Genomic DNA, 13,913 nt, shown 5'->3' on the forward strand with positions numbered 1-13,913 from the left:
GGAAGGCTTACTGCACTAGCAGCAGCGCGCTGTTCTGGACCTCGTATTTGTGCAACCGCTGCAGAAAACTCATGCCGATCAGGTTGGTCTGCAGCGCCCTGTCGTCGAGCACGACGGCCTGGACGTTGTCGACGGAGATTTTGCCGATCTGCAGGCGGTCGATGGTCACCACAGCGGCCTTGATGGCGCCGTTGGCGGTGTTCACCTGATGGGTGAAATCGGACTGGTTGAGCGAAATGCCGATCCGGCGCGCCGTCGAGATGTTGATGGCGACCAGCGTCGCGCCGGTGTCGATCATGCCGTCGATCTGGCGGCCATTGAGCTTGAATTGCGAGGTGAAATGACCGCGCGCATCGGCGTTGACCAGCACCTTGCGGCCAAGCGGCATCGGCGTGGCCGGCTTCTCCGGCACCGAGGCGAGTTTGACGTCCGGCTGCGCATCGGATGCAACAGGCTTTGCAGCGACAGCCGATTTCAGCAGGCTGTCCACCAGTCGTGGATTCGATTGGTAGATGACCGGGATCGATGCCGAGGTTCCGGCACAGACGCCAAGGATGAGAAGCTTGCGCAGCATGAATGGCGGACCTTGCTGAAGGCCCCATTCCTACACCGACATGGTGTTTTCAGCTTTAACGCGCGGCGAAACCCCGCCTTTTCGTAAACGACGGGTAAACGAGATCGCTCACTTCGTCCCGTACATGCGATCGCCGGCGTCGCCGAGGCCCGGCATGATATAGCCCTTGTCGTTCAGCTGGCGGTCGATCGAGGCGGTGAAGATGGGAACATCCGGATGCGCCCTGGTGAAGCGCTCGATGCCTTCGGGCGCCGCCAGCAGGCAGAGGAAGCGGATGTTGGTGGCGCCGCGGCCCTTCAGCTTGTCGATCGCCGCGATCGCCGAATTGGCGGTCGCCAGCATCGGATCGACGACGATCACCAGCCGGTCGGCGAGGTCGCTCGGCGCCTTGAAGAAATATTCGATCGCTTCCAGCGTCTCATGGTCGCGATAAAGACCGATATGGGCGACACGCGCTGCCGGCACCAGGTCGAGCAGGCCTTCGAGCAGGCCATTGCCGGCGCGCAGCACGGAGGCGAAGACCAGCTTCTTGCCTTCCAGGGTCGGGGCCTCCATCTCCTCGATCGGGGTTTCGATGGTGGTCGTCGTCAATTCGAGGTTGCGGGTGACCTCATAGCCCAGAAGCAGCGAGATCTCGCGCAGCAGCCGCCGGAAGCCGGCCGTCGAGGTCTCCTTCTTGCGCATGATGGTCAGCTTGTGCTGGACAAGGGGGTGGTCGACGACGGTGACGCCCTGCATGATCTGCTCCGATGGTTCTAGTGAGTAGTGAGTAGTGAATAGTGAGCCGATTTGCGAGTCCCCTGACTCGGTTAAGCGACGGCTTGAACCGATCGATGCGCCGGCGGCCAGCCGTTCACTACTCACTACTCACTACTCACTAGCCACTGCTCACCGAACCCTCGCGTCGAGCCGGCCTAGCAGCATCGCCTTCGTCTTCCTGTCGACGAAGGCGGCTTCAATGGCCGTCCTGGTGACGGCGGTCAGCGCCTTGTCGTTCATCGCAAAATGCTCAGCGGCGATATCGTATTCGCGCTTCAGCGAGGTCCAGAAATAGGGCGGGTCGTCGGAGTTGAGCGTCACCTTGCAGCCGGCCGCACGCAGCGCCGGAAAGGGATGGTCGGCGAAGCTGTCGAACACCTTGAGCGCAATGTTGGAGCCGGGGCAGCACTCCAGCACCACGCCCTCATCGGCGATGCGGCGGACAAGGTCGGGGTTCTCGATGGCGCGCACGCCGTGGCCGACGCGCGACGGGCGGATGTGGTCGAGCGCAGCCTTGACACTCTCCCAGCCCATCAGCTCTCCGGCATGGATGGTGATGCCGAGGCCCGCCTCGCGCGCGATCTCGAAGGCGCGCACATAATCCTCGAAATCGCCGATACGCTCGTCGCCGGCGACGCCGAAACCGGTGACCAGCGGATGGCCGCAGCGGGCCGCGAAACGCGCCGCCTGCTCGATCGCTTCGACGCCGACATGGCGCACGCCGGTGACGATCATGCGCCCCTCGATGCCGGTCTTGGCTTTGGCGCGGGCCATACCCTCGCCGAGAGCATCCGTATATGCCTTGGGCGACAGGCCCGCCTTCTTCGCATGGTCCGGCGAAGTGAAGACCTCGGAATAGATGGCGCCGTCGCGGGCGAGGCTGGTCAGGTAATGGTCGGCAAGGCGGGCGTAATCCTCCTCGGTACGGAACAGGTCGGAGGCGAAGTCATAGGCGGCGAGGAAGGAGGTGAAATCGTGCCAGACGAAGGAGCCGTTCTGGATGTAGGGCGAGGCATCCTTGCCGTATTTGCGGGCCTGGCTGATAACAAGCTCGGGCGCCGCCGCCCCTTCGATGTGGCAGTGCAACTCGGCTTTCAAGATCATGCAGTCATCCCGTCAGGTCGGTCCAGGTCGCATAAATCCGCCACCCTGGAGCGCGGCCGAAAACCGCGCCTGAAACAATAGCGTCCGCACCATCGATCGGCTATGGTCCCGCCGGTTTTATGGCGGATCAAAATAATGTCAGTTGAGAGAACCACGGCCACGGGCGGCATGGAAACCTCCTACGGGTTCAAGAGCGTGGGGGCGGGCGACAAGCAGCTTCTCGTCAACGATGTCTTCCATAAGGTTGCCAATCGCTACGACCTGATGAACGACCTGATGTCGGGCGGGTTGCACCGCCTATGGAAGGACGCAATGGTCGCCTGGCTCAATCCGCCGAAGCGGTCGGGCTGGAAGGTGCTCGACGTCGCCGGCGGCACGGGCGACATCGCCTTCCGCATCGTCGAGGCCAGCCAGCGCAATGCACACGCCACCGTGCTCGACATCAACGGCTCGATGCTTGCCGTCGGCCGTGACCGCGCCGAGAAGAAGGGGCTCTCGGAAAAGACCGATTTCGTCGAGGCCAACGCCGAGGCGCTGCCTTTCGAGGACGATACCTTCGACGCCTACACGATCGCCTTCGGCATCCGCAATGTGCCGCGCATCGACATCGCGCTCAGCGAGGCCTATCGGGTGCTGAAGCGCGGCGGACGGTTTCTCTGCCTCGAATTCTCCGAGGTCGAAATGCCGCTGCTCGACAAGGCCTATGAGGCTTGGTCATTCAACGCCATCCCCAGGATCGGCAAGGCGGTGACCGGCGAAAGCGAGCCCTATTCCTATCTGGTGGAGTCGATCCGCAAATTCCCCAACCAGGTGAATTTTGCTTCCATGATCGCCCGCGCGGGCTTCGATCGGGTCACCTTCCGCAACTATTCGGGCGGCATCGCGGCACTGCATTCGGGCTGGAAGCTTTGAGGCAGGAAGCTTTGAAGCAGGCCGGGCGATGACCAGCGTCGGCGCCGCCTTCAGGCTCGCCAGGGCCGGCTGGGTGCTGGTGCGCGAAGGCGTCGTCGCGGCGCTGCCGGGCGACGAGCTCTCCGGCATGCCGAAGTTCGGCTGGCAGCTGGCGCGCCTGCTCACCCGCCGCCGCGCCAGGACCTACCAGCGCGGCGATCGGCTGGCGCGGGCGGTGGTGCGGCTGGGGCCGTCCTACGTCAAGCTCGGCCAGTTCCTGGCGACACGGCCCGACGTTGTCGGCAACGACATGGCGCTCGACCTCGCGCTGCTGCAGGACAAGATGCACACCTTCCCGAAGGCGGAGGCGGTTCACGCGATCGAAGCCTCGCTCGGGCGCAGGATCGACGATCTCTATGCGAGCTTCGGCGAGCCTGTGGCTGCCGCTTCGATCGCCCAGGTGCACGGCGCTGAAATCGTTCGTGACGGAAAGGCCTCGCGTGTGGCCGTGAAGGTCATCCGCCCCGGCGTGCGCCATCGCTTCTTCCAGGATCTCGAGAGCTACTTCCTCGCCGCCCGCCTGCAGGAAAAATATATTCCCTCCTCCCGCCGGCTGCGGCCGATCGAGGTAACCCAGACGCTGGCGCAGACCACCAAGGTCGAAATGGACATGCGGCTCGAGGCGGCCGCGTTTTCCGAGCTCGCTGAAAACACGAAGGACGATCCGGGCTTTCGCGTGCCGGCGGTCGACTGGGAGCGGACCGGCCGCGACGTGATCACCATGGAGTGGATCGACGGCGTCAAGATGAACGATATCGCCGGCCTTGCCGCCGCCGGCCACGATCTCAGGGTGATCGCCGCCAACCTCATCCAGTCGTTCCTCAGGCACACATTGCGCGACGGCTTCTTCCATGCCGACATGCATCCGGGCAATCTGTTCGTCGAGGCCGACGGCACGATCGTCGCCGTTGATCTCGGCATTGCCGGCCGGCTCGGCAAGAAGGAACGGCGCTTCCTGGCCGAGATCCTCTATGGCTTTATCGTGCGCGACTATCAGCGCGTCGCCGAGGTGCATTTCGAGGCTGGCTACGTGCCGCGCCAGCACAATGTCTCTGCCTTCGCCCAGGCGATCCGGGCCATCGGCGAGCCGATCCACGGCCAGTCGGCCGAGACCATCTCGATGGCCAAGCTTCTGACGCTGCTGTTCGAAGTCACCGAACTCTTCGACATGGCGACCCGGCCTGAGCTGATCCTGCTGCAAAAAACCATGGTGGTGGTCGAAGGCGTCGCCCGCACGCTCGATCCGGCCTTCAACATGTGGAAGACCTCGGAGCCGGTGGTGAGCGAGTGGATCGCCGGCAATCTCGGACCGCGCGGCCTGCTCACCGACGCCCGCGACGGCGCCAGGGCGATGCTGGCCCTGGCGCGCCAGGCGCCGGACCTCGCCGCCCGCACTGAGCGGCTGTCGCGCGAGATCGACCTGATGGCCGAGCACGGCCTGCGCTTCGACGAGGCGACGGCGCGCTCGATCGGCAAGGCCGAGGCGCGCCATACCCGCTCCGGCCGCGTGGCTCTGTGGGTGATCGCGCTGACGCTGATTTATGTCGTATGGAAATTGTTTTGATTGCTCTTAATGACAGCAGTGCAAGCGTTGCTTTCATTGAAAGCAGCTCTTTCATAGACTACGTTGAGGCAAGGAGCAAAGATATGGGCACACTTACGATCCGAAATCTCGACGACACCGTGAAGCAAAAACTGCGTGAGCGCGCTGCAGTGAGAGGAGTTTCGATGGAAGAGGAAGCACGTAGCGTTCTCGCCAGGAGTGTTCTGTCTGAAGCGGCGGACTATGAGCCTCGGGGTGAGTCACTTTACGCGGCGATTCGCCGGTTGGTTGCGCCTTATGGCGGTTTCGATATCGAACTGCCGGAGCGCGGCCCTACGCGCGATCCGCTGAAATTCGATTGACCATGTTCGTGCTGGATACGAACGTTATTTCGGAAACCTTCAAGCCACGGCCAGACGCGGGGGTGGCCACTTGGATGGAGAGTTCATTTGGGAATCGCTTTTACGTCACGGCGATGACCAAGGCAGAGCTGCTCGTGGGTCTTGCCAACATGCCGGATGGGAAGCGTAAAGCTGAATTGGGTAGCGCAATCGGGGCGTTTTTCACCACAGAGCTCAAGACTCCCGTACTTGCCTTTGGAGACCGTGAGGCCGAGGCATATGCAGAGATTGTCTCGAAGAGACGGTTTCTAGGACGTCCTATCCGTGAATTTGACGCGCAAATTGCCTCGGTTGCTCGCTCGCGGGGCTTTGCTGTGGTGACCAGGAATGTTGCCGACTTTGCAGACTGCGGCATCAACATAGTCAACCCCTGGGAGGGAGCATGACCCTCTCCGGCAAGCGCATCCTGCTTATCATCGGCGGCGGCATAGCGGCCTACAAGGCGCTCGACCTGATCCGGCGACTGCGCGAGCGGGGCGCTACGGTCAGGGTCGTCATGACCGCGGCCGCGCAGGAATTCGTCACCACGCTGTCTGCAGGCGCGCTGTCCGCCGACCATGTCTTCACCGAACTGTTCGACCGCAAGGACGAACACGATATCGGCCATATAAAGCTGTCGCGTGAGGCCGATCTGCTGGTGGTGGCGCCGGCCACCGCCGACCTGATGGCAAAGCTCGCCAGCGGCCATGCCAACGACCTTGCCTCGACGGTGCTTCTGGCTACCGACAAGAAAGTGCTGATGGCACCGGCGATGAACCCGAAAATGTGGGCGCACGCCGCCACGCGCCGCAACCGGGCGACGCTGCAGAAGGACGGCATCGCCTTCGTCGGCCCCGGCAGGGGCGAGATGGCGGAAAGCAATGAGGCTGGCGAGGGCCGCATGGCCGAACCGCTGGAGATCGTCGCGGCGATCGAATCCATGCTCGACGAGCGGCCGAAGCCGCTTGCCGGCCGCAGGATCATCGTCACCTCCGGGCCGACGCATGAGCCGATCGACCCGGTGCGCTACATCGCCAACCGCTCGTCAGGCAAGCAGGGCCATGCGATCGCATCGGCGCTGGCGAAGCTCGGCGCCGACGTCCGGCTGGTTTCCGGTCCGGTGGCCATCGCCGATCCAGCCGGCGTCACGACCACGCATGTCGAGACGGCGGCCGAGATGAAGGACGCCGTCGAGCGGCTATTGCCGGCTGATGCGGCGGTGTTCGTCGCCGCGGTCGCCGACTGGCGCACGGCGAACACTGCCGGCGAGAAGATCAAGAAGGTGACGGGCAAGGGGCCGCCGGCGCTGCAGATGGTCGAAAATCCCGACATCCTGGCCGATATCGGCCATCACAGCCGGCGCCCGGGTCTCGTTGTCGGCTTCGCCGCCGAGACGCAGGATCTGATCGGCAACGCAGAAGCCAAGCTCAAGAAGAAGGGCGCCGATTTCATCGTCGCCAACGACGTCTCGCATGAAAGCGGCATCGGTCCGTCCGGCGTCATGGGTGGCGACCGCAACAAGGTGCGCATCGTCTCCAGAACCGGCGTCGAGGAATGGCCGGAAATGGACAAGGATGAAGTGGCGGCACGACTTGCCAAGTTGATCGCCGAACGGCTGCAGACGATCGTGGCCTAACCGACTGCTTCCTGTGATCGCACTGAGGGCAGCGCGATCCTCAGCGCGGCGATGCATCCGACAATCCCGAGCGGCACGAAGGCGAGGAACAGCCAGCCGGCGACGCCGGCCGCGGCCTCGCGGTTCAGGCCGCCGGAGAAGCCGCTGGCATTGGCGACGATGCCTGCAAGCGCGGCGCCTACAGCATAGCCGATCCGCTGCATGGTCGGCACCGCGGCCGACGCAATTGTCTGCTCGTCGCCCCGGGCCGAGGCGACGATGACACGGGTCAGGAACGGCCAGGCAACGCCAAAGCCGCCGCCTTGCAGAAGAGCGCAAAGCAGGATGAGCGGGATCGAGCCGGCAGGGATCGTGTAGGCGAAGCCGGCGAGGCCGGTGGCGATCATCAAGGCGCCGATGACGATGATTACCCGCTCGCGTTCCAGCGGCGCGTTGGCGACGAGGATCGACAGGATCGACCAGGCGATCGATTCAGCGGCTATGATGTAGCCGGTGGTCAGGATCGGGACGCCGTGCAGCGTGGTGAGCAGCAGCGGTCCGTAAATGGCGAAGGTGCAGGTCGCCACCGAAAATGCGGCGACCATGGTCATGCCGTTGCCGAGCGGCGACCGCCAGGAGAAGAGCTGTGAGGGGAACAGGCGTGAGCCCGGCCTGAGCGCATCGACACGGAAGAATAGCGCCAGACCGACCAGGCCGAGGCCAAGCAGCAGCGACGAGCGCAGCAGGGCGATGTCGACGCCGGCGGTGGCGATCAGCACCACGCTGATGGCGAGACAGCCGAGTGCCAGATAAGGGAAGGGCGGCGCCGTGCCGGTGGCTGCCTGCGGCCTCTTCGCCCCGAGTGTGTCGAGCACGATGAAGCTTGCCAGCGCCATCGCCGCGCCGCCCAGCGTGAAGGCGCCGAAGGCCCAGCGCCACGACAACAGATCGACCATGATCGCGCCGAGCAGCGGGCCGCTGAAGGCGGCGACGCCCCAGATCGCCGACATGATGCCGAAGAGCTGCGGCCAGATGTTGCGTGGAAACAGCCGCTCGACCGAGACGAAGGCCAGCGACACAAGCGCGCCGCCGCCCAGGCCCTCGATCAGCCGGCCGGCAAGGAACGCGGGCATCGATGGCGCCGTGGCGCAGACCAACGCCCCGACCGCGTAGAGCAGGGCGGCGACCATCATGTTGGAGCGCAGCGCGACATAGCTGACCAGCCTGCCGGCGGCCGCACCGGCAACAATGGCGCCAAGTTCATAGACCGCCAGCGACCAGCCGACGAATTCGACACCGGCAAGGTCGCCGACCATTGCCGGCATGATCGTGGCGATCATCGTCTCATTGGTGGCATGCAGCAGAATGCCGAGGCTGATGAAACAGAAGCGCGCCAGGTCGCCGCTTGCCCACAGCGCCCGCCAATCCACCTTGTTGCCGCCCATTTTGTCGCCGCCTGCTGCCGTCACGTCGATCTCCTGCTGCCGTTCGCAGCCTGACCGCGTTGCGGTCGAGGTGCCAGGTCCAGTTCGGCGGGGCTTGTAGAACCTCAACCGCGGTTGAGCTCAAGCGACTTTTTTCAGCAATGTCGCGGCCGCTGAGAGAGCCGCGAATTCATGCGCAAGCGATCAGCGCGCCAAAAAAAGCGGCCCGGAACGAGTGTCCCGGGCCGCATCCGTTCTGATCGAATGGCCGATCGAAAGCTTCACTTGTAGGAATGGACGAGGTCAAGCGAGGCCACGGTGACGGCCAGATTGACGCCGGTCTGCGCCTGGACGCTGAGCGGCTCGAGCATGAAGGCGCTGTTCCATCCGCCGACCAGGACGTTGGCACCTCCGCCGGTCACCACGCTCGCCTCGGCATTGACACCGTAATAGCTGCCGGCGAGATCCCCCGCGTCATGACTGGGGGTAGCTGCCAGGACTGCCCAGACAAGCTGGCCCTGATGCGTCTTGCCGACATCGACGCCGAGCTTGGAGATCATCCCGGTGTAAATCTCGGCAGGCCCGTGATGAGAAGGCCGGAAGACGCAGGACACGCCCTTGTTTGACGAGATGATATAGCCGATGCCCCCGTCAATGGAGCAATCGAGTGTGCCGAGCCGGAGCGTGCCGGCGCTTACGGGAAAGGCGAGCACGGTGCTGGCAAGCGCGGCGGCATAGGCAAGTTTCCTGATCATGGCAAAGGTCCTTTTGCAAATTGGCCCCGGTAAACGATCGAGGTGCACGGAGCGTTCCGCCGAAAACCTGGCGCCAGCAAGGGAAGAGTTAACGCATTGCTATCGGCGTTTTTTGACCACAGCACGGGCCGGCCGGACCGTCGCCGGCGGCGGAGCCAGGCAGATCGGCTTGTGTTGAACGCGGATCAGCTGGCGCTGGAGGTGCGCGACAGGCCGTCCTTGGCCGGCTGATAGTTCGGGTCGAGGTGAACGGCTTCGCGGTAGGATTTGGCCGCCCTGACCTTGTCGCCGCGCCGCTCGTAGATCAGCGCCTGGTTGGCCCAGGCCTCGGCATTCTTGCCGTCGAGCTTGATGGCCATGTTGAAGTCGGAGAAGGCGTTGTCCTCGTCATTCATGGCGAGGTAGGAGAGGCCGCGGCCGTTATAGGGCTCGGCGGCGTCAGGCGCCAGCGAGATGGCGGTCGAGAAATCCTCGATGGCGAATTTGTGCTGGCCCTGGCTCTGATAGATCAGGCCGCGATTGTGATAGGCGCGCGCATCGGTGGTGTCGAGCTGGATCGCCTTCTGGAAGTCGTTGAAGGCATCCTGGGTGCGGCCCGCCTTGCGATAGAGATTGCCGCGGCCGATGTAAGCGGCGTCATAGTTGGCGTTGATCTGGATCGAGCGGTTGTAGTCGGCGAGCGCTGCTTGCTGGTTGCCGAGGAAGCGCTGGATGAGGGCGCGGTTGGAATAGGCCTGGTAGAAATTCGGATTGAGCTGGATGGCGGAGTCGAAATCCTTGAGCGCCGCCTGGTACTGGCCGCCGCGGCCATAGGCCGAGCCGCGCACGTTGTAGCCCTCGGGGTCCTGCGGATTGCGCTGGATGACCGCCGACAGCGAGGAGATGTTCTCGGTCGACCCTTGCGCCTTGTCGATATTGTTGAACTCGCCGGTCGGGGTCGTCTGGCACGCTGCTAGGGCCAGGCCCGAAAGCAGGGCCGCAGTCAGGGCGAAGCCGCGAAAAGCGGTCCCGCGCTCCACGGAAATTGCATTCATCTTTGTCCTCACTGCCGCCGCGCCGTCAGGTCCGTTCCCTCTCCGAACCGGGGTCGAATATAAACAAAAAGGTGGCGGCGATTCCGCATCGCGCCACCCTCGGTATCCTTCGAAAAGGACGAAAAATTGGCGTTATGAGCGCGGCGAGCGCGGCGCGCCGGCGGCACCGGCCGGAGCCGGGCGCGGGGTCATCGGCAGCAGGCCTTCGCGCTGCGCGCGCTTGCGGGCCAGCTTGCGGGCGCGACGAACGGCTTCCGCCTTTTCGCGAGCACGCTTCTCCGACGGCTTCTCGTAGTGACCGCGCATCTTCATCTCGCGGAAAATACCTTCGCGCTGCATCTTCTTCTTCAGCGCGCGAAGCGCCTGATCAACGTTGTTGTCGCGGACGAGTACCTGCACGGGCAATCCTGTCTTCGGGTTTGAAATCCATAGGCACGCGGCCATAGCCACCATGCCTCCGCGGCGGGTTGCACCGCGAATTGTGGCGGCTGATAGCAGAATCAGCCTGGGATGTCCACTGCCGATTGCAACAGGCGCGATCAAAAACTGGAGCGCCGTGCCTTGCCCTTGTCTCTGCCTACGCTGTCGCCAAATGGAGGCGCGCGAAATCCTCGAAGAACTCGCCGTAGTCGCAGGTGATTTCCTCGCCGGCGGCGATGTCGCGGGTAGCGGTGGCGCCGCCATATCGCGAGAAATCCGTGTTCGGCCGCTCGGCATGGTTCATGAAACGGCCATTGTCGACTTCATAGACCATGAAGCCCGGCCGGTCCGGACTGGGATAGGCGTAACGGTCGAGCAATTCCTTCAGATGCGGCGGCGCCGTCTCGTATTTTTCCATCGGGATCAGCCGGTCGAAATCGGGATCCAGGCGCCAGATCGAGGCGCCCTTGCGGATCGGCTCGGCGGCGAAAACACCGACGCCTTCGATTGCGCTCTGGGCGACGTAGGTTCTGATCAGCAGCATCTTTCCCGTCCGTTTTCGACGGGAAACGAAAATCGTCAAAACGGACGGGAATGCAAGGCCGTAGTCGCAACATTTTAGCGGATGGGCATATCGGCCGTCTGCAAATGGATCACGTCCGGTTGATCGAGACGCCGCCATCGGCAAACAGCGCCGTGCCGGTGGTGAAGCTCGAGGCGTCGGAGGCAAGGTAAAGCGCCGAACGGGCGATCTCTTGCGGCTGTGCGACGCGTTTCAAGGCATGCAGGTTTTCGACGAAGGCTCGCGATTCGGGCGTCTTGAAGGTCGCGGCAGGCGTATCGGTGCCGCCAGGCAGCAGCGCGTTGACCCGCAGCCCTTTCGGCCCGTATTCGGCGGCCAGCACCTGCGTCAGCCCGATCAGGCCGGCCTTGGCCGCGGCATAGGCCGCCATGCCCGGCATGCCGGCGGTGTAGCCGACGAAGCTGGAGGTGAAGATCAGCGAGCCGCCGCCGCGCTCCAGCATCGCCGGTATCTGGTGCTTCGCGCCGAGGAAGGCGCTGGTCAGGTTGGTATCGAGCGTTCCATGCCATGTCTGTGCCGACATGTCGGGAACCGGACCCATGATACCGACCGAACCGGCATTGTTCAGTGCGATATCGAGCCCGCCGAAGGCGGCGGCCGCCAGTTCGACGAGAGCTTTCGCATAGGCTTCGTCGGTGACGTCGCCGGCAAGCGCGACGGCCGTGCCCTCGGCTGCCTCGATTTCGGCGACGAGTGCGTCAAGTTCTGCTTGGCGACGGGCGGCAACGACCACCTTGGCGCCTTGCTCGGCGAACAGTTTTGCGGTGGCGCGGCCGATGCCGGAACTGGCGCCGGTGACGATGGCGACCTTGTCTGTCAGTGCGAACATCTTTTTGCATCCTTGCTTTGAGCCGGGCTTGCCGACGGTCGGATGCTTCGTCGCAAATCGGCATGGCCGCAGCCACCCGAAACCCGCTAAAGCCCTGCGGGACTACTGCCGCAGCAGCCACGCCAGGCGATCGAGCGAAAAGACGTAGCTGATGGCAATGAGCACAGCGATGACGATGCCTGTGGTGGTATAGCCGGCCAGATGGTATCCGGCCGCACCGCCGAAAAGGATGATAAGTTCCAGCGCCAGCCTGACGGCCCCTGGCACCGGAACCGGCGCGCGACCCGACCGGCTTGGGTCATCGCGCACTGCAAAAGTCCCCCAAAGAGCTGCCGCAACGAGCGGCAATCCTGGAGCGAGTATCCAACGCAACCATCCGTCCGACAAACTCCAGCCGGCCATGCCGAGCCCGAGCAGAGCGGCAAGCTCGAGCAGGAAGCGCAATGTCAGGTTCCACCAGGCGTTGCCCACCATCGTCCTCCGAATCCCCAGGCCACAGGAGTGTGATCGAAGGCGGCGGCCTCAGCCAGTCTTGATCTGTCTTTCCGTCACGGCGCAAAACGGCAAGTGCCGTCGCAAACAGCGCAAGGGTGACAGCGCGGTTTCGCTAGTGATACACCTCGCGCGCCGGGGAAACCCGCGCGAACTCCGCGAGATTTTGGGCGAGGCTGGAACGTGAAGAAATACTCGGTATTCGCCATTGCCCGCGAGGCCATGCGCGGCCACAAGGGCTGGGAGGAGCAGTGGTCCTCGCCCGAACCGAAAAAGGAATATGACGTCGTCATCGTCGGCGCCGGCGGCCATGGCCTGGCGACCGCCTATTATCTGGCGTCCCAGCATGGCATCACCAATGTCGCGGTGCTGGAGAAGGGCTGGCTCGGCGGCGGCAACACCGGCCGCAACACCACCATCATCCGCTCCAACTATCTCTATGACGAAAGCGCCGGCATCTACGACCATGCGCTGAAGCTGTGGGATGGGCTGAGCCAGGAGCTCAACTACAACGTCATGTATTCGGCTCGCGGCGTCATGATGCTTTCGCACAATGTCCATGACGTCCAGGTGGCGAAGCGCCACGTCCATGCCAATCGCCTCAACGGCATCGACAATGAATGGCTGACACCGGAGCAGGCGAAGGCCTTCTGTCCGCCGCTCAACATTTCCAAAGACGCGCGCTATCCGGTGATGGGCGCGGCCCTGCAGCGGCGCGGCGGCACGGCGCGCCATGACGCGGTCGCCTGGGGCTATGCGCGTGGCGCCTCGGCACGCGGCGTGCACATCATCCAGAATTGCGAGGTCACCGGCATCAAGCGCGCCGCCAATGGCGCGGTCAGCGGCGTCGAGACGACGCGCGGCTTCATCGGCGCCAAGAAAGTCGGCGTCGTCGCCGCCGGTCATTCCTCGGTAATCATGGACATGGCCGGCGTGCGCATGCCGCTGGAAAGCTATCCGCTGCAGGCGCTGGTGTCGGAACCGGTCAAGCCCGTGGTGCCCTGCGTGGTGATGTCGAACACCGTGCACGCCTATATCTCGCAGTCCGATAAGGGCGAGTTGGTCATCGGCGCCGGCACCGACCAGTATGTTTCCTATTCGCAGACCGGCGGGTTGCATATTCTCCAGCACACGCTCGATGCAATCTGCGAGATGTTTCCGATCTTCACGCGCATGAAGATGCTGCGCTCGTGGGGCGGCATCGTCGACGTCACGCCCGACCGCTCGCCGATCCTGGCCAAGACGCCGGTCAAGGGGCTCTACGTCAATTGCGGCTGGGGCACGGGCGGCTTCAAGGCGACGCCCGGTTCCGGCCACGCCTTTGCCCACACCATCGCCCGAGACGATCCGCATCCGATCAACGCGCCCTTCACCATCGAGCGCTTCCGCACCGGCCGTCTCATCGACGAGGCGGCTGCGGCGGCGGTGGCGCACTGATGCCGACATTGAG

General features: G+C 63.9%; 16 protein-coding genes. 6 read left to right on the forward strand and 10 right to left on the reverse strand.

Annotation, left to right across the window (positions count from 1 at the left end; genetic code table 11):
* Window positions 1–7 precede the first annotated feature (7 nt).
* From FJ974_RS08515 to FJ974_RS08525, 3 genes are all read right to left on the reverse strand, one after another.
* The gene (locus tag FJ974_RS08515; RefSeq protein ID WP_140529703.1) at window positions 8–574 is read right to left on the reverse strand and encodes a TIGR02281 family clan AA aspartic protease; all 567 of its coding nucleotides are present in this window, start codon (window positions 572–574) and stop codon (window positions 8–10) included.
* A 108-nt stretch (window positions 575–682) separates the two neighbouring features.
* Window positions 683–1,312 carry a uracil phosphoribosyltransferase gene (gene upp / locus FJ974_RS08520; RefSeq protein ID WP_140529704.1) on the reverse strand — a complete coding sequence of 210 codons (630 nt, stop codon included), beginning with the start codon at window positions 1,310–1,312 and terminating at the stop codon, window positions 683–685.
* Between the two features lie 150 nt (window positions 1,313–1,462).
* A complete protein-coding gene (locus tag FJ974_RS08525; RefSeq protein WP_140529706.1) occupies window positions 1,463–2,437 on the reverse strand; it encodes an adenosine deaminase in 975 nt (324 codons plus the stop codon).
* Window positions 2,438–2,572: 135 nt separating this feature from the next.
* Here FJ974_RS08525 and ubiE point away from each other — a divergent pair, with 135 nt between their 5' ends.
* From ubiE to coaBC, 5 genes are read left to right on the forward strand one after another with little or no spacing between them, the layout of a single operon-like run.
* Window positions 2,573–3,349, forward strand: a complete 777-nt coding sequence (gene ubiE / locus FJ974_RS08530) for a bifunctional demethylmenaquinone methyltransferase/2-methoxy-6-polyprenyl-1,4-benzoquinol methylase UbiE (RefSeq protein WP_140529707.1) — start codon at window positions 2,573–2,575, stop codon at window positions 3,347–3,349.
* 28 nt (window positions 3,350–3,377) lie between these two features.
* Window positions 3,378–4,952 carry a 2-polyprenylphenol 6-hydroxylase gene (ubiB, locus tag FJ974_RS08535; protein ID WP_140529709.1) on the forward strand — a complete coding sequence of 525 codons (1,575 nt, stop codon included), beginning with the start codon at window positions 3,378–3,380 and terminating at the stop codon, window positions 4,950–4,952.
* Window positions 4,937–5,293 carry a FitA-like ribbon-helix-helix domain-containing protein gene (locus FJ974_RS08540; protein WP_226891530.1) on the forward strand — a complete coding sequence of 119 codons (357 nt, stop codon included), beginning with the start codon at window positions 4,937–4,939 and terminating at the stop codon, window positions 5,291–5,293. Before ubiB ends, FJ974_RS08540 begins: the two co-directional genes overlap by 16 nt.
* 2 nt (window positions 5,294–5,295) lie before the next feature.
* Window positions 5,296–5,718 (forward strand): type II toxin-antitoxin system VapC family toxin, encoded by a 423-nt coding sequence (locus FJ974_RS08545; protein ID WP_140530145.1) that lies wholly within the window; start codon window positions 5,296–5,298, stop codon window positions 5,716–5,718.
* Entirely contained in the window at window positions 5,715–6,947 is a 1,233-nt protein-coding gene (coaBC, locus tag FJ974_RS08550; protein ID WP_140529711.1) for a bifunctional phosphopantothenoylcysteine decarboxylase/phosphopantothenate--cysteine ligase CoaBC, read from the forward strand. Before FJ974_RS08545 ends, coaBC begins: the two co-directional genes overlap by 4 nt.
* On the opposite strand, the gene FJ974_RS08555 is transcribed toward coaBC, so the two are convergent.
* From FJ974_RS08555 to FJ974_RS08585, 7 genes are all read right to left on the reverse strand, one after another.
* Entirely contained in the window at window positions 6,944–8,371 is a 1,428-nt protein-coding gene (locus FJ974_RS08555) for an MFS transporter (protein ID WP_140530147.1), read from the reverse strand. The two genes, coaBC and FJ974_RS08555, sit on opposite strands and share 4 nt — an antisense overlap.
* Window positions 8,372–8,631: 260 nt before the next feature.
* Window positions 8,632–9,105, reverse strand: a complete 474-nt coding sequence (locus FJ974_RS08560; protein WP_140529713.1) for a DUF992 domain-containing protein — start codon at window positions 9,103–9,105, stop codon at window positions 8,632–8,634.
* A 185-nt stretch (window positions 9,106–9,290) separates the two neighbouring features.
* On the reverse strand, window positions 9,291–10,139 hold the full coding sequence (locus FJ974_RS08565) for a tetratricopeptide repeat protein (protein ID WP_140529715.1): 849 nt from the start codon (window positions 10,137–10,139) through the stop codon (window positions 9,291–9,293).
* 132 nt (window positions 10,140–10,271) lie between these two features.
* Window positions 10,272–10,538 (reverse strand): 30S ribosomal protein S21, encoded by a 267-nt coding sequence (rpsU, locus tag FJ974_RS08570; protein WP_140529717.1) that lies wholly within the window; start codon window positions 10,536–10,538, stop codon window positions 10,272–10,274.
* 178 nt (window positions 10,539–10,716) lie between these two features.
* Window positions 10,717–11,103, reverse strand: a complete 387-nt coding sequence (locus FJ974_RS08575; RefSeq protein WP_140529719.1) for an SET domain-containing protein — start codon at window positions 11,101–11,103, stop codon at window positions 10,717–10,719.
* Between the two features lie 109 nt (window positions 11,104–11,212).
* Window positions 11,213–11,971 (reverse strand): SDR family oxidoreductase, encoded by a 759-nt coding sequence (locus FJ974_RS08580; protein ID WP_140529721.1) that lies wholly within the window; start codon window positions 11,969–11,971, stop codon window positions 11,213–11,215.
* Window positions 11,972–12,073: 102 nt separating this feature from the next.
* The gene (locus FJ974_RS08585) at window positions 12,074–12,445 is read right to left on the reverse strand and encodes a YrdB family protein (RefSeq protein WP_226891531.1); all 372 of its coding nucleotides are present in this window, start codon (window positions 12,443–12,445) and stop codon (window positions 12,074–12,076) included.
* Between the two features lie 201 nt (window positions 12,446–12,646).
* On the opposite strand from FJ974_RS08585, the gene FJ974_RS08590 reads away from it, so the two are divergent.
* On the forward strand, window positions 12,647–13,900 hold the full coding sequence (locus FJ974_RS08590; protein ID WP_140529723.1) for a sarcosine oxidase subunit beta: 1,254 nt from the start codon (window positions 12,647–12,649) through the stop codon (window positions 13,898–13,900).
* The last annotated feature ends 13 nt before the right edge of the window (window positions 13,901–13,913 follow it).

It is taken from the genome of Mesorhizobium sp. B1-1-8 (assembly GCF_006442795.2).
Lineage (GTDB): Bacteria > Pseudomonadota > Alphaproteobacteria > Rhizobiales > Rhizobiaceae > Mesorhizobium.